The sequence below is a fragment of the Geodermatophilus sp. Leaf369 genome (assembly GCF_001424455.1).
GTDB lineage: Bacteria > Actinomycetota > Actinomycetes > Mycobacteriales > Geodermatophilaceae > Klenkia.
Genome location: NZ_LMQA01000001.1, coordinates 1685341 through 1705115, shown reverse-complemented (window position 1 = coordinate 1705115; position 19775 = coordinate 1685341). Strand labels below are relative to the sequence as shown.

The 19775-nt window shown below is 76.3% G+C and carries 19 protein-coding genes; 6 read left to right on the top strand and 13 right to left on the bottom strand.

The window, feature by feature from the left end; all coding sequences use genetic code 11:
• Positions 1–125: 125 nt before the first annotated feature.
• On the bottom strand, positions 126–638 hold the full coding sequence (locus ASG36_RS08370) for a hypothetical protein (RefSeq protein WP_055761833.1): 513 nt from the start codon (positions 636–638) through the stop codon (positions 126–128).
• The gene (locus ASG36_RS08365) at positions 635–979 is read right to left on the bottom strand and encodes a PadR family transcriptional regulator (protein WP_055761829.1); all 345 of its coding nucleotides are present in this window, start codon (positions 977–979) and stop codon (positions 635–637) included. The genes ASG36_RS08370 and ASG36_RS08365 overlap by 4 nt, the downstream gene beginning before the upstream one ends.
• Before the next feature lie 127 nt (positions 980–1106).
• On the opposite strand from ASG36_RS08365, the gene ASG36_RS08360 reads away from it, so the two are divergent.
• The 3 genes from ASG36_RS08360 to ASG36_RS08350 all read left to right on the top strand — a co-directional run bounded on the left by ASG36_RS08360 (position 1107) and on the right by ASG36_RS08350 (position 4522).
• Positions 1107–2591 (top strand): NAD-dependent malic enzyme, encoded by a 1485-nt coding sequence (locus ASG36_RS08360; protein WP_055761826.1) that lies wholly within the window; start codon positions 1107–1109, stop codon positions 2589–2591.
• A gap of 164 nt (positions 2592–2755) precedes the next feature.
• Positions 2756–3586: an iron-siderophore ABC transporter substrate-binding protein gene (locus ASG36_RS08355; protein WP_162245178.1), complete on the top strand. Its 831-nt coding sequence runs from the start codon at positions 2756–2758 to the stop codon at positions 3584–3586.
• A gap of 78 nt (positions 3587–3664) precedes the next feature.
• Complete coding sequence (locus tag ASG36_RS08350; RefSeq protein ID WP_055761820.1) at positions 3665–4522, top strand: Fpg/Nei family DNA glycosylase; 858 nt, start codon at positions 3665–3667, stop codon at positions 4520–4522.
• A gap of 78 nt (positions 4523–4600) precedes the next feature.
• Here the strand turns inward: ASG36_RS08350 and ASG36_RS08345 are convergent, their stop codons facing one another.
• The gene (locus ASG36_RS08345) at positions 4601–5320 is read right to left on the bottom strand and encodes a hypothetical protein (protein WP_082522866.1); all 720 of its coding nucleotides are present in this window, start codon (positions 5318–5320) and stop codon (positions 4601–4603) included.
• Between the two features lie 95 nt (positions 5321–5415).
• Here ASG36_RS08345 and ASG36_RS08340 point away from each other — a divergent pair, with 95 nt between their 5' ends.
• Positions 5416–6096, top strand: a complete 681-nt coding sequence (locus tag ASG36_RS08340; RefSeq protein WP_235494719.1) for a haloacid dehalogenase — start codon at positions 5416–5418, stop codon at positions 6094–6096.
• Here ASG36_RS08340 and ASG36_RS08335 read toward each other — a convergent pair.
• The 7 genes from ASG36_RS08335 to ASG36_RS08305 form a co-directional block, all read right to left on the bottom strand.
• Positions 6065–7201: an MBL fold metallo-hydrolase gene (locus ASG36_RS08335; protein WP_235494718.1), complete on the bottom strand. Its 1137-nt coding sequence runs from the start codon at positions 7199–7201 to the stop codon at positions 6065–6067. The genes ASG36_RS08340 and ASG36_RS08335 overlap by 32 nt on opposite strands.
• A 32-nt stretch (positions 7202–7233) precedes the next feature.
• Positions 7234–8121 carry a hypothetical protein gene (locus ASG36_RS08330; RefSeq protein ID WP_055761812.1) on the bottom strand — a complete coding sequence of 296 codons (888 nt, stop codon included), beginning with the start codon at positions 8119–8121 and terminating at the stop codon, positions 7234–7236.
• A 137-nt stretch (positions 8122–8258) separates the two neighbouring features.
• Positions 8259–10715: an FtsX-like permease family protein gene (locus ASG36_RS08325; protein WP_157498657.1), complete on the bottom strand. Its 2457-nt coding sequence runs from the start codon at positions 10713–10715 to the stop codon at positions 8259–8261.
• Between the two features lies 1 nt (position 10716).
• Positions 10717–11469 (bottom strand): ABC transporter ATP-binding protein, encoded by a 753-nt coding sequence (locus tag ASG36_RS08320; protein ID WP_055762763.1) that lies wholly within the window; start codon positions 11467–11469, stop codon positions 10717–10719.
• Between the two features lie 162 nt (positions 11470–11631).
• The gene (locus ASG36_RS08315) at positions 11632–13287 is read right to left on the bottom strand and encodes a hypothetical protein (RefSeq protein ID WP_055761807.1); all 1656 of its coding nucleotides are present in this window, start codon (positions 13285–13287) and stop codon (positions 11632–11634) included.
• A 4-nt stretch (positions 13288–13291) separates the two neighbouring features.
• Positions 13292–13999: a response regulator transcription factor gene (locus ASG36_RS08310; RefSeq protein ID WP_055761804.1), complete on the bottom strand. Its 708-nt coding sequence runs from the start codon at positions 13997–13999 to the stop codon at positions 13292–13294.
• Positions 13996–15225 (bottom strand): sensor histidine kinase, encoded by a 1230-nt coding sequence (locus ASG36_RS08305; protein ID WP_235494715.1) that lies wholly within the window; start codon positions 15223–15225, stop codon positions 13996–13998. The genes ASG36_RS08310 and ASG36_RS08305 overlap by 4 nt, the downstream gene beginning before the upstream one ends.
• 180 nt (positions 15226–15405) lie before the next feature.
• On the opposite strand from ASG36_RS08305, the gene ASG36_RS08300 reads away from it, so the two are divergent.
• The gene (locus ASG36_RS08300) at positions 15406–15708 is read left to right on the top strand and encodes an STAS domain-containing protein (protein ID WP_162245177.1); all 303 of its coding nucleotides are present in this window, start codon (positions 15406–15408) and stop codon (positions 15706–15708) included.
• A 4-nt stretch (positions 15709–15712) separates the two neighbouring features.
• Here ASG36_RS08300 and ASG36_RS08295 read toward each other — a convergent pair whose 3' ends face one another.
• A complete protein-coding gene (locus ASG36_RS08295; RefSeq protein WP_235494713.1) occupies positions 15713–16405 on the bottom strand; it encodes an HAD-IA family hydrolase in 693 nt (230 codons plus the stop codon).
• Between the two features lie 98 nt (positions 16406–16503).
• Between ASG36_RS08295 and ASG36_RS08290 the strand changes: the two genes are divergently transcribed.
• Entirely contained in the window at positions 16504–17724 is a 1221-nt protein-coding gene (locus tag ASG36_RS08290) for an MFS transporter (RefSeq protein WP_082522864.1), read from the top strand.
• Here the strand turns inward: ASG36_RS08290 and ASG36_RS08285 are convergent.
• Positions 17708–18988, bottom strand: coding sequence for a HAMP domain-containing sensor histidine kinase (locus ASG36_RS08285; RefSeq protein ID WP_055761797.1), 1281 nt, complete (start codon positions 18986–18988; stop codon positions 17708–17710). The genes ASG36_RS08290 and ASG36_RS08285 overlap by 17 nt on opposite strands.
• Positions 18985–19674, bottom strand: a complete 690-nt coding sequence (locus ASG36_RS08280; RefSeq protein ID WP_055761794.1) for a response regulator transcription factor — start codon at positions 19672–19674, stop codon at positions 18985–18987. The genes ASG36_RS08285 and ASG36_RS08280 overlap by 4 nt, the downstream gene beginning before the upstream one ends.
• Positions 19675–19775: the final 101 nt, after the last annotated feature.

Sequence of the window (19775 nt, the reverse complement as noted above, 5' to 3'; positions counted from 1 at the left end):
CGCCCGCGGCGTCGATCAGCTCCGACGAGGGACGTGCGTCCTCCTCCACCGGCGTCGGTGGAGGAGGACGCACGGTGGTCGTCCCACCTGATCGAAGAGCGGGGGCAGGAAGCGGGGGCGGGGGGTCAGGTGGCGAGCTCGATGGCCACCCAGCCGATCAGCACGATGAGGAGCGGGATCGCATAGAAGACCAGGGTGGCCCAGCGGGGGGTCCGCACCAGGGGTCGGCCGGTGCGCGGGTCGCGCACCTCGCGGGCCCGGCGGCTGACCATGTAGGCCGGCGGGATGCCGACGACGAGACCGGTCGCCAGCCACAGCCAGCCCGAACGGCCCAGGTACGGCTCGTCGAGCAGGACGGCGAAGGCCCCCTGGCCGATCAGCCAGCCGGCCGCGGCGGCCAGCACCAGGGTGGTCGTCGTCCACCACCACGGCGGCTTGCGGTGCTCGTCGGTGAGGCTGGCCGCGTACTCCCGCGGCGTGCCGAAGGCCTCGACGGGGTCCTCCCCGGTGTCGGCGACGTGGCTCTCGACCTCGGCGACGATCTCCCCGATCCGGTCCGGCGGGACCTCCTGCAGGCGCAGGTGCAGCACCAGGGACTGGCCGTAGTCGGTGACGGTGGGCGTGGGGTCGTTGCTCATCGGGTGCTCCTCGGGCTCGGGAACAGGCCGGCGGCCCGCTCGGTGAACGTGTGCCAGGCGGCTGCCCGGCGCTGCAGGTGGTCGCGGCCGGCGTCGGTGGCGGCGAAGAACTTGCGGCCGGGGCCGCCGACCCCCTCGCGCCAGGACGACGTCAGCAGCCCGTCGGCCTCCAGCCGGTTGAGCACCGGGTAGAGGGTGCCGCCCTTGACCGCCCCCAGACCCGCGGTCTGCAGGCGCTGGGCGACCGCGTACCCGTACGTCTCCTCCTCGGCGACGGCGGAGAGCACCGCCAGGGGCAGCACCGCCCGCAGCCACTCGGTGGGCAGTTCGTCGTCGGCCATGACTAGAAGCTAGCGACCACTAGTCAGGGACGCAAGCTAGTCGCGACGATGGAACCCGGTTGCGGTCACAACGGTCGCCGTCCCGGCGCTGGGAGACGTGGGTCACCGGTGGGAGGCTCGGCGGGCCATGACAGAGACCCCTGCGCAGACCCCCGCCGAGACCCCGGCGCCCGCTCCCGCCCGGGGGCCGGTCACCTCGGCCTCCTACTCCGTCACCGTCCGGCTTGCCGCCGACGGTGACCCCGCCACCATCGGCCGGATCGCCACCGCGGTCGGGTCCGCCGGCGGGGCGGTCACCGCGATCGACGTGGTGGAGTCCCGTTCGGACGGGCTGACCGTCGACGTGACCTGTTCGGCGGCGGACGCCACGCACTCCGAGGAGGTGGTCGCGGCCCTCGACGCCCTGGACGACGTGCACGTGCGCAAGGTCAGCGACCGCACCTTCCTGCTGCACCTGGGCGGCAAGATCGAGGTCGGGTCGAAGGTGCCGCTGAAGACCCGCGACGACCTGTCGATGGCCTACACCCCCGGCGTGGCCCGGGTCTGCCTGGCGCTGGTCGACCACCCGGAGGACGTCCGCCGGCTGACCATCAAGGGCAACACGGTCGCCGTCGTCACCGACGGCTCGGCGGTGCTCGGGCTGGGCGACATCGGCCCGGGCGCGGCCATGCCGGTCATGGAGGGCAAGGCCGCGCTGTTCAAGCGGTTCGCCGACATCGACGCCTGGCCGATCTGCCTGGACACCCAGGACGTCGACGAGATCGTCCGCACCGTCGAGCTCATCGCGCCCGGCTTCGGCGGCATCAACCTGGAGGACATCGCGGCGCCCCGGTGCTTCGAGATCGAGGCCCGGCTGCGGGAGAAGCTCGACATCCCCGTCTTTCACGACGACCAGCACGGCACGGCGATCGTCGCGCTCGCGGCCTTGCGCAACGCGCTGCGGGTGGTGGACAAGCGGCTGGAGGACGTCCGGGTCGTCGTCGCCGGGGGAGGCGCCGCGGGGACGGCGATCGTGTCGCTGCTGCTGGAGGCCGGCGCGCAGCACGTGCTCGTCTGGGACCGCGAGGGCATCCTGCGCCCGGACGACGACCGGCTCTCCCCGGCCAAGCGCGAGCTGGCCGCCCGGACCAACCCGGCGTGTCGCAGCGGCGAGCTGCCCGACGCCCTCGTGGGCGCCGACGTCTTCATCGGGGTGAGCGCGGGCAACGTGCTCCCGGTCGAGGCGCTGGCCGGGATGGCCGAGCGGGCGATCGTCTTCCCGATGGCGAACCCGACGCCGGAGGTCGACCCGGTGCGGGCCCGGCCGTACTGCGCCGTCGTCGCCTCGGGCCGGTCGGACCTGCCGAACCAGATCAACAACGTGCTGGCCTTCCCCGGCGTCTTCCGGGGTCTGCTGGACGCCAAGGCCACCGAGATCCGGCCCGGGATGCTGCTGGCCGCGGCCGACGCGTTGGCCGCCGTGGTGCGGGACGACCAGCTCAACGCCAACTACATCATCCCGAGCGTGTTCGACGCCGCGGCGACGGAGGCGGTGGCGCATGCCGTCGCGGAGTCCGCCCGACAGGCGCCCGGCGCGACGGTGCAGCTCGATGAGGACCGGCTGCCGGTGTGAGTAAGGTGAGCCTCACCTAAACCAGCGGGAGGCTCGACGTGGCACGCAGGAACGGACTCGGCACGGTGGCGCTGGCGGCGGTGGGGGGTCTCGTCCTGGCTGCCTGTTCGGCGGATCCCGGCCCGGCGGGGGCGCCGGTGGCGGCCACGGACGAGGTGCGGTCGGTGACCCACGCGCTGGGCACCACCGAGGTGGTCGGCACCCCCGACCGCGTCGTCGTCCTCGACAGCGGCGAGCTCGACGCCGTCACCTCCCTCGGCATCGTCCCGGTGGGCACCGTGGAGACCGAGGGGCTGCTCGAGGAGCTGGCCGGCACCCACGGGTTCGAGGCCGACGACGTCGAGGTCGTCGGCTCGATCTCCGAGCCCGACCTGGAGGCGGTCGCCGCGCTGCAGCCGGACCTGATCCTGACCAACGCGATCCGGCACGAGGCGATATACGACCAGCTGTCCGCGCTGGCCCCGACGGTGGTGTCGGCCGAGCTCGGGGCCGTGTGGCAGGAGAACTTCCTGCTCTGCGCCGAGGCGCTGGGCATGACCGAGCAGGCCGAGGAGATGCTCACCGACTACGAGACCCGGATCGGGGAGATCGCGGCCGCCTGGGGCGACCCGGGCGCCACCGAGGTCGCCGTCCTGCGGTTCATGGGGGGCGGTGAGGTGCGGGCCTACGCGCGCGGCTCGTTCATCGGCAGCGTGCTGGAGGACGTCGGGTTCACCTGGCCGGCCGCGCTGGACACCACCGAGAACCGGGTGGAGCTGACCCCGGAGTCGCTGGACACGGTCACCTCCGACGTCGTCTTCTGGTCCCCGGGCTTCTCCGACGCCGGCGCCGGCGAGTCGGCCTCGATCACCTCGGGCGGGCTGTGGACGTCGCTGCCCCCGGTGCAGGCCGGCGGCGACCACGAGATCGACGACAGCCGCTGGTTCCTGGGCCTGGGCCCGTCGGGCGCCGACCTGGTCCTCGACGACCTCGCGGAGATCGCGGCCGCCCGCTGACGAGAAGGGCGCTCCTCGTCACCCGGGCGGGGGGTCGTGCGGTGGACGGGGTGTCGTCGGAGGGACGACGATGGACCCGTGCCCGAGTTGCCCGAGGTGGAGGCGCTGGCCGCGTTCCTGCGGGAGAACGCCGTCGGCAGGGTCGTCACGCGGGTGGACCTCGCGGGGATCCAGACGCTGAAGACGTTCGACCCGCCGCTGGCCGCGCTCGCCGGGCTGGAGGTCACGGGCGCGTCCCGGTCGGGCAAGTTCCTCGACCTGGACGTCTCGGGCATCCACCTGGTGGTGCACCTGGCCCGCGCGGGCTGGCTGCACTGGCGGGCCCAGCTGCCCGAGGCCCCGCCCAAGCCGGGCAAGGGACCGCTGGCGCTGCGCCTGCACCTGGACGACGGCGCCGGCTTCGACCTCACCGAGCAGGGCACCCGCAAGGGGCTGGCGGTCTACGTCGTCCGGTCGCCGGCGGCCGAGGTGCCCGGGATCGCCCGGCTGGGGCCCGACGCGCTCGCGGTCGACGCCGAGGCGTTCGCGGCCCTGATGGCCGGCCGCAAGGGCCAGCTCAAGGGCGCCCTGACCGACCAGACCCTGATCTCGGGCATCGGCAACGCCTACTCCGACGAGATCCTGCACATCGCGAAGCTGTCGCCGTTCAAGGGCGCGGACAAGCTGAACGACGACGAGGTGCTCCGGCTCTACGACGCGATGCGCACCACGCTGACCGAGGCCCTCGAGCGCCAGGTGGGCCAGAAGGCCGCGACGCTCAAGGGCGAGAAGCGGGCCACCATGCAGGTGCACGCCCGCACCGGACTGCCCTGCCCGGTCTGCGGGGACACCGTGCGCGAGGTGTCCTTCGCCGACACCTCGCTGCAGTACTGCCCGACCTGCCAGACCGGCGGCAAGCCGCTGGCCGACCGGCGGATGTCCAAGCTCCTGCGGTGAAGGGCCCCGCTGCCCCCCACGACACGCTCCGCGCGCCGTGGGGCCCTGCAGCGGGGCCGTTCCATCAGGTCACCGGGCTCAGGCGTTCTCGAACGCGACCTTGTCCACCCGGCGGTGGTAGGCCGAACCGATCCGGCCGCCGAGCAGGGCGCCGATCAGGGTCACCACGAGCACCGCGCCGAGGGCGATGAGCCCCGCGGTGGTGGCGGTGCCGGACTCCACCGGCAGCGCCGGCAGGTTGAGCTGGTCGAACACGTTGTACTGCGAGCCCAGGACCAGCCCGGCAACGGCGACCAGCACCGTGATGATGACGCCCCACAGCCAGACGCCCAGGCCCTGCTTGGCCCCGTTGAAGCGGGCCATCCGGCCGGCGACGTACCCACCGGCCAGGTAGGCGAGGAACAGCACGACCAATAGCGCGATCGCCGCACCCAGGCCGATGCCGGTGGCCGCCTGGTCGGTGGCGCTCTGGGCGTCGTCGATGGTGGCGTTCAGGCCGAAGGCCAGGCCGGCCGCGGACAGGACCGCCAGCAGGATCACCGCGACGCCGATCGCCGAGAGCCAGCCGAAGAACGCCGTCCCCATGTGCAGGCCGCCGTAGCGGGCCCGCTGCACGGCGGCCATCTCCTTGGCCGTGGTCGGGACGGCGGCCCCGGTGCGGTCGTCGCGACCGTCGCCGTCCCGGTCGACGGGGTGCTCGGCATCGGCGACGGGCCGCGCGCCGTGCCGGCCGGAGCCGTCGGCGAGCTGGTCGGTGGTGGGGTCGTACGGGGTGGCGCCCCGGCTGTCGTCGGCCATGGTGGGACTCGTCTCGGTGGGTGCACCGGCGCCTCGGGCGGCTCCGGTCGTCGGGGATGGGTGCCCGGCGCTCCGCACGTGCAACCCTGCGTGCCGTGTTCGTGACCTTCGACCTGTTCAGCGCCCTCGTCGACAGCCGCACCGGGGCGGCCGCTGCGCTGGCCGAGATCACCGCCGGCGCGGGGCACCCGGCCGACGGCGGTGAGGTGTACGACGACTGGGACGCCCGCAACAAGGCCTCCCAGCGCGACGTCGTCGAGTGGGTGCCCTTCGCCGAGCACTGCCGCCGTTCGCTGGCCGCCACCTGGGCCGCCCGGGGGTGGTCCGACGACCCGACCGCGGCCACCGACGCGCTGCTGGCCGGCCTGCCGGACTGGCCGCTGTGGCCCGACGTCGCCGAGGTGCTGCCGGTGCTGGCCCGGGAGCACCGGGTCGGTGTGCTGAGCAACGTCGACGACGCGCTGTTCGCCCGCACCCGGGCGGCCGGGCTGGTCGACCCGGCGGACCTGGTGAGCAGTGAGCGGGTGCGCGCCTACAAGCCGCACCCGCAGCTCTACCGGGGTGCGGTGGCCGCCGGGGTGGACGTGCACGTCCCGGCGTCCGCGCGGGACACCCGGGGAGCGCTGGAGGCCGGGCTGGCCGTGGTGCGGGTGGCCCGCCCCGGGCACCGGGTCGACCCGGCCGGCCCGCAGCCGGAGCGGACCGTGTCCGACCTGCGGGCCCTGCCGGGGGTGCTCGCCGGCCTCAGCGGACCGCCGTCCACCAGTCGGGGGTGACGGGGGTCGAGTCGGTGAGGTCCAGCCGCTCCCCGGGCCGGGGGACGACGACCGGGACGTCGGACCGCGCCGCCGCCTCGAGCAGCCGGTCGACCGGCTCGGCCCAGCCGTGGAAGGCCAGGTTGAACGTGGCCCAGTGGATCGGCAGGAACACCCGCCCGCCCAGGTCGCCGTGCGCGCGGACCGCTTCCTCGGGGTCCATGTGGATGGCGGCCCACGCGGGGCTGTAGGCCCCGATCGGCAGCAGGGTCAGGTCGAAGGGGCCGTGCTGGGCGCCGATCGCGGCGAACGCCGGGTGGTACCCGGTGTCCCCGCCGAAGAAGACCCGGTGCCGGGGGCCGCGGACCACCCAGGACGACCACAGCGTGTCGTCCCGGGACAGGCCGCGTCCGGAGAAGTGCCGGGCCTCCACGCAGGTGAGGGTCAGCGGACCGACGGTGTGCGAGCCGGCCCAGTCGAGCTCGACCACGCGGTCGGCGGGGACGCCCCAGCCCCGCAGGTGCTCCCCGATGCCCAGCGGGACGACGAACGGGGCGGACTGCTCCGTCACGAGCCGGCGGACGGTGGGCAGGTCGAGGTGGTCGTAGTGGTCGTGGCTGATCAGCACCGCGTCGACCTGGGGGATCTCCTCCAGCGGCCCGGGCACCGGGTGCAGCCGGCGCGGCCCGAGGGTCGCCGAGGGGGAGACCCGCTCGCCCCACACCGGGTCGACGAGCACCCGGTGGCCGTCGACCTCGAGCAGGGCGCTGGCGTGGCCGTACCAGGTGACGGCGAGGTCGGCGGCCTGTGCGGGCACCTCGGGGCGCACCAGCGGCACGGACCCGCTGGGGACGCCGGCCCCCCGGCCCTCGCGCAGCTGCTTGAGCAGGGCTCCGCGGGAACCCGGCTCCATCGTCGGGGTGGGCACGGTGTTGCGGAACTTCCCCTCGGAGAACTGGGGGGACCCGGCGACCAGGGGGCGGAGCCGGCGACGGCGCGCGCCGATCTGCGTCGGGACGCCCCAGGCGGCCCGGCCGAGCAGGGCGGCGGGGACGGCGGCCGCGGCGGTGAGGGCCGCCGAGGTGAGGGCCGAGGTCAGGGAGGTGCGGCGGGGGTCAGGTGACACGCCCTCCAGCATCCCCGCCGGGAGCGTCTGCGTCAGCCGGGGGTGGGCGTCGCCGACGGCGAGGGGCCGGTCCCGGTGGGCTCGGAGCTCGGGTCCGGCTCGGTCGGGGTGGGTGCCTCGGAGGTCGGCTGCCCGGTGGTCGGGTCCGTCGTCGTGGGTGCCGTCGTCGTGGGTGCCGTCGTCGTGGGTGCCGTGGTCGTGGGTGCCGTGGTCGTCGGTTCCGTGGTCGGGTCCGACGACGTCGTGGGTGCCGTGGTGGTGGGTGCCGTGGTGGTCCCGGTGCTGGACGGCTGCGTGGTGGTCGGAGCGGCCGTGGTGGGCAGCGCCGGGGCCGGCACCGCGGGCGTCCCGGTCCGGGCCTGCTCGGTGGGGGCCGGCTGGACCTCGGGCTCCTCGGTCGCCGGCGCATCGGTGACCGGGGCCTCCCCCTGCACCTGGGCCGAGGGCAGCGGGCTGCTGCTGGAGGTCGCCGCCGGGGTGGGGACGGCGGTGGTGACCGCGGCCCCGTCCTCGACGTCCCCGGGCTCGACGGGCGCCGGCGGGACGACCGAGGCCGGCGGGGTGAGGGCGTCGCTGGTGGCGACCTGGCTGTCGGCCGCGGTGGTGGCGGCGGTGGTGGTCACCGGTCCCGGGTCGGCCAGGAACTCGGCCTGCCCGGCCTGGCTGGGGTCGGTGGGCGACGAGTCGGAGGGGGAGGCGACCGCGAGGACGGCCAGCCCGCCGGCGGCGACGACGCCGGCGCCCAGCGCGACGGCGGCCGGTGCGACCCGGCGGACCACGGTGGGACGCCGGGGCCCGACGGTGACCGGGGGTGCGTCGGGCAGCACGTCGGCGACGACCACCACGGGGGTGTCCCCGGTGTCGGCGTGCCGGCCGTAGACCTCGGCGTCGGGGTCGAACCCGTCCTCGGTGGCTGCCATGACCTGCCCCTCCCGTCGTCCGGACCCGGTGGTCCGCCACCGACTGCACCACGGATCACCGCCCCGCGCTGTGTGCGCGGGGCGTTGACCTGCGTATTCGTCGCTGTGCGTCAGGTGGCGGGCACTGCCCGTGGGGATCAGGCGGCGATCGCGGCCACCGGGGAGGTGCGTGCCGCCCGTCGGGCGGGGAGGACCGAGGCCAGCAGCCCGGCCACGGTGGCCACCACGACGATGACCAGCACCTGGGTCCACGGGACGCTGAACACGGTGCCCTCGGCGGAGACCGTGCCCAGCACCGAGGCCGCACCCGCGAGCCCGTAGGCGGAGCCGAGGACCACCCCCAGCACGGCGGCGACGCCGGCGACGAGCACCGCCTCCCAGGCCAGCAGGCCCCGCAGCTGGCCGCGGGTCAGCCCCAGCGCCCGCAGCAGCCCGCTCTCCTGGCGGCGCTCCACCACCGAGAGCGCCAGGGTGTTGCCCACCCCGATCAGCGCGATCACCACGGCCACCCCGAGCAGACCGGTCACCACCAGCAGCAGGGCGTCGAGCACCGAGTCCAGCGCGGCCCGTTCGGCAGCCAGCCCGGTGACCAGCGCGGTGGGCACGGCGGCGCCGGCGAGGTCGCTGATCTCCCCCGCCACCGCCGTGGTGTCGGCCGAGTCGTCCAGCCGCAGCCAGAGCTGTCCGGCCGGGGCGTCGGGGACCAGGGCGGAGAGCTCGGTCGCGGTCAGCCGGGTGGCGTACACGTCGGAGCTGCCGAGGACCGTGGTGAACGTCAGGGAGCGGTCGCCGACGGTGAACGTCACCGGGTCGCCGGCCCCCACGCCGTAGGCCTCGGCGATGCCCTCGGGGAGCACGGCCTGGCCCAGTGCCGGCAGCGGCTGGGAGGTGTCCGAGCGCAGCACCGGGACGGTGGCTGCGGTGTCGAACCCGTCCACCTGCACCTCGTACCCGTCCGGCCCGGTGAGCACCCCGGTGCGGACGGCGACCCCGTCCGCCACACCGCCGACGTCGGTCAGGGTGCCGAGCAGGGAGTCCGGCAGCGCCGTCCCGAACGCGTCGACGACCACGTCGGTGGGGTAGGCGGCGTCCAGCCCGGCGGCCGCGGTGGCCCGGGTGGAGGAGGCCCCGACGACCATCGCGGTGGTCAGGGTGACGCCGATGAGCAGCGCGGTGGCGGTGGCCGCCGTCCGGCGGGGGTTGCGGGTGGCGTTCCCGGCCGCGAGCCGGCCCGGCACCCCGCCCACCCGGCCGAGCAGCCGGCCGGCGGCGGCGACCACCGGGGGCACGGCCCGCTGGGCGAGGAGGACGACGCCGAGGAAGCTCAGCACCCCGCCGGGCAGGGCGACGAGCACCTGGCCGATCAGCGCGCCGTAGGCGGTGAGGGCCACCCCGGGGACGAGGAGGACCAGCCCGAGCACCAGCCGCAGCACCCCGGTGCGCGAGCGCAGCGGAGCCGCATCGGTGGGCCGCAGGGCGGCCAGCGGGGCCACCTTCGTCGCGGCGCGGGCCGGCGCGGTGGCGGCCAGGACGGTGACCAGCGTGCCGAGCACGAGGCCGACCACGACGGCGGTCCAGGGCACGCTCACCCCGGCCAGCGGGACGGGCGAGTCGGTGGCCGCGGCCACCGCGGAGACCCCGGCGGCCAGCCCGATCCCGCCGAGCACGCCCAGCACGGAGGCGGCGACCCCGGTGAGCAGGGCCTCGCCGAGGACGCTGCGCCGGACCTGCCGGGCGGTGGCACCGACGCAGCGCAGCAGCGCCAGCTCCCGGGTCCGCTGGGCCAGCAGCACGGCGAAGGTGTTGGCGATGACCAGTCCGGCGACGAGGACGGCGACGGTGGCGAAGACGAGGAGCACCGCGGTGAGGGCCAGCGTGCTCCCGGTGATCGTGGCGGCCTCGGCCTCGGCGGCCTCCTGCCCGGTCTGCAGCGTCACGGCACGGGTCTCGACGGCGGCCTGGACGGCGACCGGGTCGGGGTCCCCGGCGATCCGGAGCTCGACGGGGTCGGTGGCGCCCCAGGCGCGGGCCTGGTCGGCGGTGACGAACCCCCGGGCGTACAGGCCGCCGCGCACGTCACCGGCCAGGTCGACGATGCCGGTCACGGTGACGTCGGAGGTCGTCGTCGTCCCCTCGAGGTCGTGGCTGGTCGCCGGGAGGACGTCACCGACCTGCAGGCCGTCCTGCGCGGAGACCGCGATCTCACCGGGGCCGGTGGGCAGGGTGCCGGCGGACAGCTGCTGCCACCGCAGGTCGGGGTCCGCGGCCAGTGCGTCGACCTGGACGAACTGCGCCCCGGTGCGGCCGGGGAGGACGGCCTGGACCGAGGTCGTCAGGGTGGGGTCCACGGCCCGGACACCCGGGACCGCGGCGATCGGGTCGACGGCGTCGGCGAGGGAGGCGCCGTCGGTGGAGGTGAGCACCAGGTCGGTGCCCACGTACTGGGCGCCGACGGACTGCAGCACGGTGGTGCGGGTGGTCTGGTTGAGCACGAGCGTCGCGACCACGAAGGCCACGGCGATGACGACGGCGAGCACCGAGGCGACGAGCCGCCCGGCGTGCGCCCGGACGCCAGCGAGCAGGACCCCGCGCACGTCAGCCACCCAGCCCGCGGAGCGCGTCGATCACGGCGTCGACGGTGGGCTGGTGGACCTCACCGGCGAGCCGGCCGTCGGCCAGCAGGACCACCCGGTCGGCGTAGGCGGCGGCCACCGGGTCGTGGGTGACCATCACGACGGTCTGCCCGGTCTCCCGGACGCTGGAGCGCAGCAGGCCGAGCACCTCGGCGCCGGCCCGGGAGTCCAGGTTCCCGGTGGGCTCGTCGGCGAAGACCACGTCGGGGCGGGGCAGCAGCGCCCGGGCGACGGCGACCCGCTGCTGCTGGCCGCCGGAGAGCTCGTGCGGGCGGTGGGCGAGCCGGTCGCGCAGGCCCAGCCGGGCCACCACGTCGTCCATCCAGGCCCGGTCGGGGCGCCGACCGGCCAGCTGCATCGGCAGCACCATGTTCTCCCGGGCGTCGAGCACCGGCAGCAGGTTGAACGACTGGAAGACGAAGCCGATCCGGTCCCGTCGGAGCCGGGTGAGCTGGTCGTCGCGCAGCGAGGTGAGCTCGGTGTCGCCGAGCCAGACCTGCCCGGCGGTGGCGGCGTCCAGGCCGGCCAGGCAGTGCATGAGGGTGGACTTGCCCGAGCCCGAGGGGCCCATGATCGCGGTGAACCGGCCGCGGTCGAAGGCGACGTCCACCCCGTCGAGGGCGTGCACGGCGGTCTCTCCCCGGCCGTGGGTCTTGGTCAGCCCGACCGCGCGGACGGCGGCGGCGCTGGGCGGGGCCTCGCCAGGGACGGTCATGACGGGGACGGCGGAGTCGAGCACGGGTGCCTCCTGGTGGGCGGTGGTCAGGACCCGTCCAACCTCCCGCCGGGAGGCCCTCCACCGCGTCGGAGCTGGGGCGGGACCCTGCCCCGGCCGTGCTGCACCCGTGGGGGGAGGACCGTCATCCCCCGGGGGGACTCACTCGTCGAACAGGTCGTCCGGGCCGGCTGCGGTGACCGCCTGCCGGGTGCCGTCGGGCAGCACGAGGGCCGTGGTCGCGCGGTCGTCGTCGACCAGCGCCAGGCCGTCGGTGAGTGCCAGCGGGGTGGTCGTCGTGCCGTCGACGAGGGCCAGGCCCGCGGTGCCGGCCGGGGCGGTGACCAGCAGCGTGCTGAGCACCCGGGTGGTCTCCCGGTCCGCGACGTTGCACCGGGCGGCGACCACCAGGGCGGCGACGGCGGTGCCGGCCGGGGAGGTCTGCAGGCCGCAGCCGTTCTGCTGCAGGGTCCCGTCGTCGAGCCGGTCGGCCCAGGCGGTGCTGAGGACGACGGCCCCGCTGGGCACCGGCACGGCGAGCACCGCGGCGTCCACGGTGCCCCCGAGCGGGTCGGGCAGCGCGCCCGCCCAGAGCAGGGTGGGCCGCAGGGTCGCGGGGTCCAGCCCGGTGGGGACGGCGACCGCGGACAGCGCGGCCCCGACCGCGGCGACCGAGGGCGAGGAGCTCGACCGCAGCGCCGACAGCTCGGGGACCGGCGCGGCCGGCCCGACGGGCAGGTCGGCCACGGTGACCGGCACCGGGGCCAGCGTCAGGTTCGAGAACTCCCCGGCCCGGGCCACCTGCACACGGACCGCGACGCCGCCGGGGTCGGGTGCGGCCAGCCGCAGCGTGCCGACCCCGGCGTCCACCGGCAGGGCCGTGAACACCCGCTGCACCGTCCCCGCCGGCCCGACGACCTGCCCGGTCGAGACCCGCACGCCCTCGTCGGGGGCGGCGACCACCAGCAGCGCGGTGCCGGCGAGCAGGGCCGCGGGCTGGTCGGGCCGCAGGGTCACCGGCCGGTTCGCCGGCACCATCTCCTCGGCGGCCGCGCCGGGCGGCCCCAGCGACCACCGGCCGGACAGCTCGCCGTCCACCGTGCCGACCACCAGCACCCACCGGGCGTCCAGCTCGTCACCGGCGAAGACCACCCGGCGGTCGGTCGGCGTCGGCTCCCCGGCGAAGGCGGCCTCCCGGACGGCCGCCAGGAAGGCGTCGTCCCCGGCCGCGGAGCCGCGGGTGGGTGCCTCCAGGGCGGTGTCCCGGTCGGCCGGGGTCGGGTCACGGGGCAGCGCCCGGACGACGGGGACCAGCAGGGCGAGCACCACCAGCACCGCCACGACCAGCAGCGGACGACGACGGGCGGACCGTCGGTGGTCCCGCACGACGACCGCGGCGTCGGCGTCGGTGAGCACCGGCGGCCGGCGCACGGCGAGCAGCCCGTCCAGCGCGCCACCGGGGTCGGCCCCCAGGGCCCCGGCAGCGGGCGGCAGGGTCCGGCCGGACGCCGCGGAGAGCACCACCGCGGTGCGGTCGGCGGTGGCCAGGGCGGCGAGGGCGGCGGCGGTCCGGCGGGCGGCGGCCAGCTCGGTGGGGGACACCCACCACGGGTCCGCGCCGCCCCCGGTGACCCGGCCGCGGGGGTCCCGGGTGCGCACCAGGGCGGCCAGGGCCGCGGCCCGGTCGGCGTCGGCCGGCAGCCGGGCCAGCGCACGGTGCGCCCGGTCCTCGGCGAGCTGCTCGTCGCCGGTGAGCAGGAACCCCGCCTCGAGCAGGGCGGTGCGGTGCGCGGCGACCAGCGCCCGGTCGCGGTCCACCGGTTCAGGCAGTGGCGTCGCGCAGCAGGTCGGCCGGTTGCACCAGGCCGCAGCGGTAGGCCAGCACCACGGCCTGCACCCGGTCCCGGGAGCCGGTCTTGGCCAGCACCCGGCCGACGTGGGTCTTGACCGTCGCCTCGCTGACGAACAGGCCGGCGGCGATCTCGGTGTTGGAGGCGCCGTAGGCCATCTGCACCAGCACCTCGCGTTCCCGGGGGGTCAGGTCGGCGATGCCGGGGTCGGGGGTCGCCGGGGTGGCCGGCTGCTCCGAGCGCAGCATCGGTGCCACGTGCTGCAGCAGCCGGCGGGTGGAGCTGGCGGCGATCACCGCCTCGCCGGCGTGCACGGTGCGCAGCGCGGCCAGCATCTCCTCGGGGGCGGCGTCCTTGAGCAGGAACCCGCTGGCCCCGGCACCGATCGCGGCCAGCACGTACTCGTCGAGGTCGAAGGTGGTCAGCACCACTACCCGCGGGGGGTCGGGCAGCGCGGTGACCTGCGCGGTGGCCTCGATGCCGTCCGTCCCGGGCATCCGGACGTCCATCAGGACGACGTCGGCCGGGGTGCGGCGCAGCAGCGCGACCGCGGCGGCCCCGTCACCGGCCTCGCCGACCACGGTCAGGTCGGGCTGGCTGTCGATCACCATCCGGAACCCGGCCCGGACCATCTGCTGGTCGTCGACCAGCACCACGCGCACCTGCTCGGGGGAGCTCATCGGCGCTGACGGTAGGGCAGCACCGCGTGCACGCCGAACCCCCCGCCGTGCCGGGGCCCGGCGTCCACCCGGCCGCCGTGCAGGGCGGCCCGCTCGCGCATGCCGAGCACGCCGTGCCCACCCCCGTCCCCGGTCTCCCGGACGGCGGCGGCACCGCGGCCGTCGTCGAGCACCGAGAGCTCCAGGGCGTCCTCGCGCCAGTGCAGCCGCACCCAGGCGCGGCTGGCCGGGCCGGCGTGCTTGAGCACGTTGGTCAGCGACTCCTGGGTGATCCGGTAGGCGGCCAGCTGGGTGCCCGCGGCCAGCTCGACCGGGGCGCCCTCGCTGATCAGGTCCACGTCCAGGCCGCTGCGCTGCACGTCGGCGACCAGGTCGGTGATCGCCGCGACGTCGGGCTGGGGGGCGAACTCCTGGGCACCGTCCTCGCGGAGCACGCCCAGCAGCGAGCGCATGTCGGTCAGTGCCGTCCGCCCGGTGGCCGCGATCTGCTCGAGCGCCCCGATCGCGGCCCCGGGGTCGGTGCGGCCGGCGTACCGGCCGCCGTCGGCCTGGGCGATGACCACCGACAGCGAGTGGGCGACGACGTCGTGCATCTCGCGGGCGATCCGGGCGCGCTCGGCGCTCGCGGCCAGCGCCATCTCCTGGTCGCGCTCGACCTCCAGCAGCTCGGCCCGTTCGCGCAGCCCCTGCTCGCGCAGCAGCCGGCCGCGCTTGACGCTGCCCATCGCCCAGCAGGCCAGCACCAGGACGGCGATCGCCGCGGCGCTGATCACCGTGCCCTGCAGGCTCGCGTAGCCCGAGCCCACGCCCAGGTAGACGTTGCCGAAGTACCGGTCGGCGGCGAGCAGGGCGCCCACGAGACCGACGACCAACCCGGCCCGTCGCCAGGCCGCCGGTGCGTAGGCGGCCAGGGCGTAGACCATCGCCGGGGCCGCGACGTTGGCGAGCAGGAACTGGGACAGGACGACCAGCTCGACCAGCCCCGCGACGGTCACCGCGATCGCCGCGGGGACGGTGGCCCGGCGGCGCCAGGCCAGCGGCGCGATGAGGGCCAGGCTCAGGACCAGGACCACCGAGGTGCTGTCGTCGCTGCCGAGCCCGCTGGTCACGACGAGGAAGAAGAGGAGCACGGCGAGGGCGGCGTCGACGAGGAAGGGGTGCTCGCGCAGCCGGCGGGAGACCCGCTCCAGCGCGGGCTGCCGGTCCGCTCCCACCTGCGTCGTCACCTGCTCGACCCTAGGCAGCCGCCGCCCCGGCGTCGTCGTCCCCAGGGATGACCCCGGGTGCGACCGGGGTGTGCCGGTGGCAGGCTCGGGCCCGCCCGTGCCGCGCGTCGAGACGAGGACCCCATCAGCACGACGACGACCGACCCCGCCGACGAGGGCCGCCGTCCCTTCGGAGCCGACGTGGGCACCCCCGACGCGGCGGGTCAGCTGGTCGTCCGGGTCACCGGCGTGCTGGACAACTACAGCAACCCGCGGCTGCCGCGCCAGCTGCTGGCCGCGCTGCAGGACGCCCCGCAGCGCCTGCTCGTCGACCTCGACGGCGTGGACTTCTTCGGTTCGGCCGGGATCACCGCGCTGGTCGAGGTGTCCAAGGCCGCCGACGCCGCCGGCAAGGAGCTCCGGGTCCGGGCCACCCAGCGCACGGTGACCGGCCCGCTCGAGGTGACCGGACTGCTCGACCGGCTGCGGTTGACCGAGGACTGAGCCCTCAGCGCAGGGCGACGCGGATCCCTGCGGGGCCGCTGAGGAACTGCACGTGGGAGAGGTCGGGGGCGTAGGCGTCGGCCTCGAGCTCGCTGTGGTCGTGGGTGTCCCCGACGGCCAGCGTCGCGCAGCCCGCGGCCCGGCCGGCGGCCAGTCCGGCGGGGGCGTCCTCGACGACCAGACAGCGCTGCGGGTCGACCCCGATCCGGTGGGCGCCCAGCAGGAACGGGTCGGGCGCGGGCTTGCCGTTGGCGACGTCGTCGACGCAGACCACCTCGCGCGGGCGACGCAGGCCCGACCCGGCGATCCGGGCGGCCAGCAGCGGGCCGGTGCAGGAGGTGACGATCGCGACCCGGTTGGCCGGCAGCGCGGTGAACGCCTCGGTCACCCCGGGCAGCACGTCGATGCCGGCGTCGGCCTGCGCGGTCTCCAGCTCGTGGATGCGGTGCATCCCGGCGGCGACCTGCTCGGCGGGCAGCAGCGAGCCCACGATCAGGGCCGCCGGGCGTCCCCCGACGGCGGCGAGCGCGGCCGGGTCGACGCCGAACTCCGCGGCCCAGGTGTGCCAGGCCTCGACCGCGCCGGGCATGGTGTCGATGAGGGTGCCGTCCATGTCGAACAGCACGCCGTCGAACGTCCGACCGGTCAGCGCGTCGAGGTCGAGGAGGGCGCCGGGGCGCGGCTGGGTCCGTTGCACGTGACCGAGGGTCCCACCACCGGTCGAACGGGCGGTGACACCGGGGCGACGGTCCGTCGGGTCTCGCTCGGAGGGGGCGGGTGGCAGGGTGGTCCGGCGTGCCCCTCGGTCGGTCGTTCTGGAGGCTGCTGGCCGCCAGCACGTCCTCCAACCTGGCCGACGGCGTCACCCGGGTCGCGCTGCCGCTGCTGGCCGCGACCCTCACCCGTGACCCGGTCGCCGTCGCCGCGCTGACGGCCCTGGCCTTCCTGCCCTGGCTGCTGTTCGCCCTGCCGGCCGGGGCGCTGGTCGACCGGTCGGACCGGCCCCGGGCGATGGCGGTCGCGAACACCGTCCGGGCCCTGGCGTTCGGGCTGCTCGCCGCGGCCGTGCTGACCGGGACGGCGGGGCTGCCGGTGCTCTACGCGGTGGCGTTCACCATCGGGGTGGCCGAGACGGTCTACGACTCGGCGGCCCGGGCGGTCCTGCCGCAGGTGGTCACCCGCGACCAGCTCGACCGGGGCAACGGCCTGCTCACCACGGGGGAGTCTGCCGGTGAGGGCTTCGTGGGGGCCCCGCTGGGCTCGGCGCTGTTCGCGCTCACGGCCGCGGCGCCCTTCGTGACCAACGCGGTGGTCTACGCGCTGGCCGTGGTGCTGGTGCTGACCATCGCCGGCACCTCCCGCCCGGTGCGCACGGCCGTGGCGCCGACGACCGTCCGTCGCGACGTCGCCGACGGGGTGCGCTGGCTGTGGGCACACCGGCTGCTGCGTGGGCTGACCGCGGTCTCCGGGGTCACGTCCCTGCTGGCCGCCCTGACCTCCGGGGTGCTGGTGCTGCTGGCGCTGGAGACGCTGCGGGTGACCGAGGCGGGGTTCGGGCTGCTGCTGACCGCCTCCGCGGTCGGTGCGGTGGCCGGCGGGCTCACCGCGGCACCCCTGGCGCGCCGGATCGGCCGGACGGCGACCCTGGTGCTGGGGGCGGCGCTCGCGGGGAGCTGCTCCGTGGCGCTGGGGGCGGTCTCGGACCCCTGGGTGGCCGGGGTGCTGCTGGCCGTGGACTCGGCGGCCGTGATGCTCTGGAACGTGCTGACCATGTCGCTGCGCCAGGCGCTGATCCCGGCGGAGCTGTTCGGCCGGGTGCAGGGCGCCTACCGGACCGTGGTGTGGGGCGCGATCCCGGTCGGCGCGCTGCTGGGCGGCTGGCTGGCCGCGGCCACCACGGTGCCCACCGTCTTCCTCGTCGCCGGGACCGGGCAGGTGCTGGTCAGCGGCTGGCTCTGGCGACTGCTGCGAGCCCACCGCGGCGAGGTGGCCGGCGCCCTCACCTCGGCGCGCTGAGCCCCTGGTCCGCGGGCGGGCCGAGCTCCAGCACGACGGTCGTCCCGGGGGCGTGGACCAGGCGCAGCCCACCACCGGAGGCCTCGGCGGTGCGGCGGGCGATGTCCAGCCCGAGTCCGCTGGAGCCGGCACCGGAGACCCCGCGGTCCAGCACCGCGGTCGTCAGGCCGGGGCCCTCGTCGGCGACGGTGACGACGGCCCCGCCGCCGGTGCGCGCCTCGACGAGCACCGCGAACGCCGTCCCCACCCCGGTGTGCGCCACCACGTTGCCCAGCAGGGCGTCCACCGCGGCGGCCAGGTCGTCGGCGGCCAGCCGGACCGGCAACGGGCCCGCGGGGAGGGAGACGGTGACGGACCGGTCCTCGTCCTCGGCCAGCGGGGTCCAGAAGGCGATCCGGTCGGCGACGACGGCCACCGCGTCACACCCGGCGACCAGCCCCTCCCGCTGGGACCGGCGGGCCTCGGCGATCACCGCGTCGACCGTCCGGTCCAGGGCGTCGACGTCGTCGACCAGCCGGTCCCGGGCCGGGCCCGGGGGCAGCGCGTCGGCGTCCAGCCGCAGCGCGGTCATCGGGGTGCGCAGCCGGTGTGCGAGGTCGGCGGCGGTCTCCCGCTCCGCGGTCAGCAGCTCGTCGATCCGGCCGGCCAGCCGGTTGAGCGCCGTCCCGACCGCCCGGACCTCGGGGGGCCCGGCCGGTTCGACCCGGGCGTCCCGGTCCCCGGCCCCCAGCCGGTCCGCGGTGTCGGCCAGCCGACGCACCGGACGGGTCATCGAGCGGGCCAACCGGTCGGCCAGCAGCAGGGCCAGGAGGAACAGGAGCACCCCCAGCCCGGCGAGGACCGCCCAGCTGCGGGTCACCCCGGCGCGCTGCTCCTCCTCGGGGACGAGCACCGAGAGCGTCGCCGCGCCGCCGTCGGCGCGGCCCACCGGCTGCACCAGCCGGGTGCCGTCGGCGGACTCCTCCTGCGCGGCCGTGCTGCCCACCGGACCGTCGGGGACGGCCGAGGGGTCACCGAGCACGGTGCCGTCGGTCCAGACCACGGCGACCCGCCGACCCGAGGCGACGGCCACCTCCACGGCCACCCGGACGTCGTCGAGGCCGGCGAGGGCGACCGAGGGGATCAGCACCTGCACCTGTTGCTGCCCGGCGTCCAGCGCCCGGGACGCGGCCACCCGGGACACCAGCGTCGCCGCCGGCATCAGGAAGGCCAGCAGCACCACCGAGGTGGTGGCCGCGACCAGCAGCGTGATCTGCCGCCTCACGGCGTGGGCACCGCCAGCCGCACGCCGACCCCCCGGACCGTCTCCAGGAACCGGGGCTCGGCGGCGGTCTCGCCCAGCTTGCGGCGCAGCCACGACAGGTGGACGTCCACCGTCCGGTCCGAACCGCCGTACGGCAGCTGCCACACCTCGGCCAGCAGCTGGCGCTTGGTGACGACCTCCCCCGGGCGGGCCATCAGGTGGGCGAGCAGGTCGAACTCCTTCGGCGCGAGGTCCACCGCTGCCCCGTCCAGGGTCACCCGCCGGCTGCGCGGGTCCAGCACGAGCCCGCCGACGGTGACCGGCCCGGCCCCGTCGTCCGCGTCGCCGGCGGCCCGGCGCAGCACGGCGCGGATCCGGGCGTCCAGCTGGGCCGCGGCGAAGGGCTTGACCACGTAATCGTCGGCGCCGGCGTCCAGGGCGCGCACCACGGAGGCGTCGTCGTCGCGGGCGGTGGTGACGATGACCGGCACCGCGGAGACGGCCCGGAGCATGCGCAGCACCTCGACGCCGTCCAGGTCGGGCAGCCCCAGGTCCAGCAGGACCAGGTCGGGGGTGCCGTCCACGGCCAGGCGCAGGCCCTCCAGCCCGGCGGCGGCCGAGGACAGCACGTGGCCCCGCTCGCGCAGCGCCCGGACGACGGCGCCGCGGATCCGGTCGTCGTCCTCCACCACCAGCAACTGGGCCACGGCCGGACGCTAACCGACCCCGCAGCCACCGGGGGACCGGCCGTGTGGGAGCTTGTCGCCGCCTTGACCTGCCCTTGACCTCGCTGGCGACAATCTCCTCG

What these genes read in the sequence shown, in the direction of transcription:
- ASG36_RS08370 (WP_055761833.1), bottom strand. Translation starts at nt 638, where the DNA reads ATGAGCAACGACCCCACGCCCACCGTCACCGACTACGGCCAGTCCCTG.
- ASG36_RS08365 (WP_055761829.1), bottom strand. Translation starts at nt 979, where the DNA reads ATGGCCGACGACGAACTGCCCACCGAGTGGCTGCGGGCGGTGCTGCCC.
- ASG36_RS08360 (WP_055761826.1), top strand. Translation starts at nt 1,107, where the DNA reads ATGACAGAGACCCCTGCGCAGACCCCCGCCGAGACCCCGGCGCCCGCT.
- ASG36_RS08345 (WP_082522866.1), bottom strand. Translation starts at nt 5,320, where the DNA reads ATGGCCGACGACAGCCGGGGCGCCACCCCGTACGACCCCACCACCGAC.
- ASG36_RS08330 (WP_055761812.1), bottom strand. Translation starts at nt 8,121, where the DNA reads ATGGCAGCCACCGAGGACGGGTTCGACCCCGACGCCGAGGTCTACGGC.
- ASG36_RS08320 (WP_055762763.1), bottom strand. Translation starts at nt 11,469, where the DNA reads ATGACCGTCCCTGGCGAGGCCCCGCCCAGCGCCGCCGCCGTCCGCGCG.
- ASG36_RS08310 (WP_055761804.1), bottom strand. Translation starts at nt 13,999, where the DNA reads ATGAGCTCCCCCGAGCAGGTGCGCGTGGTGCTGGTCGACGACCAGCAG.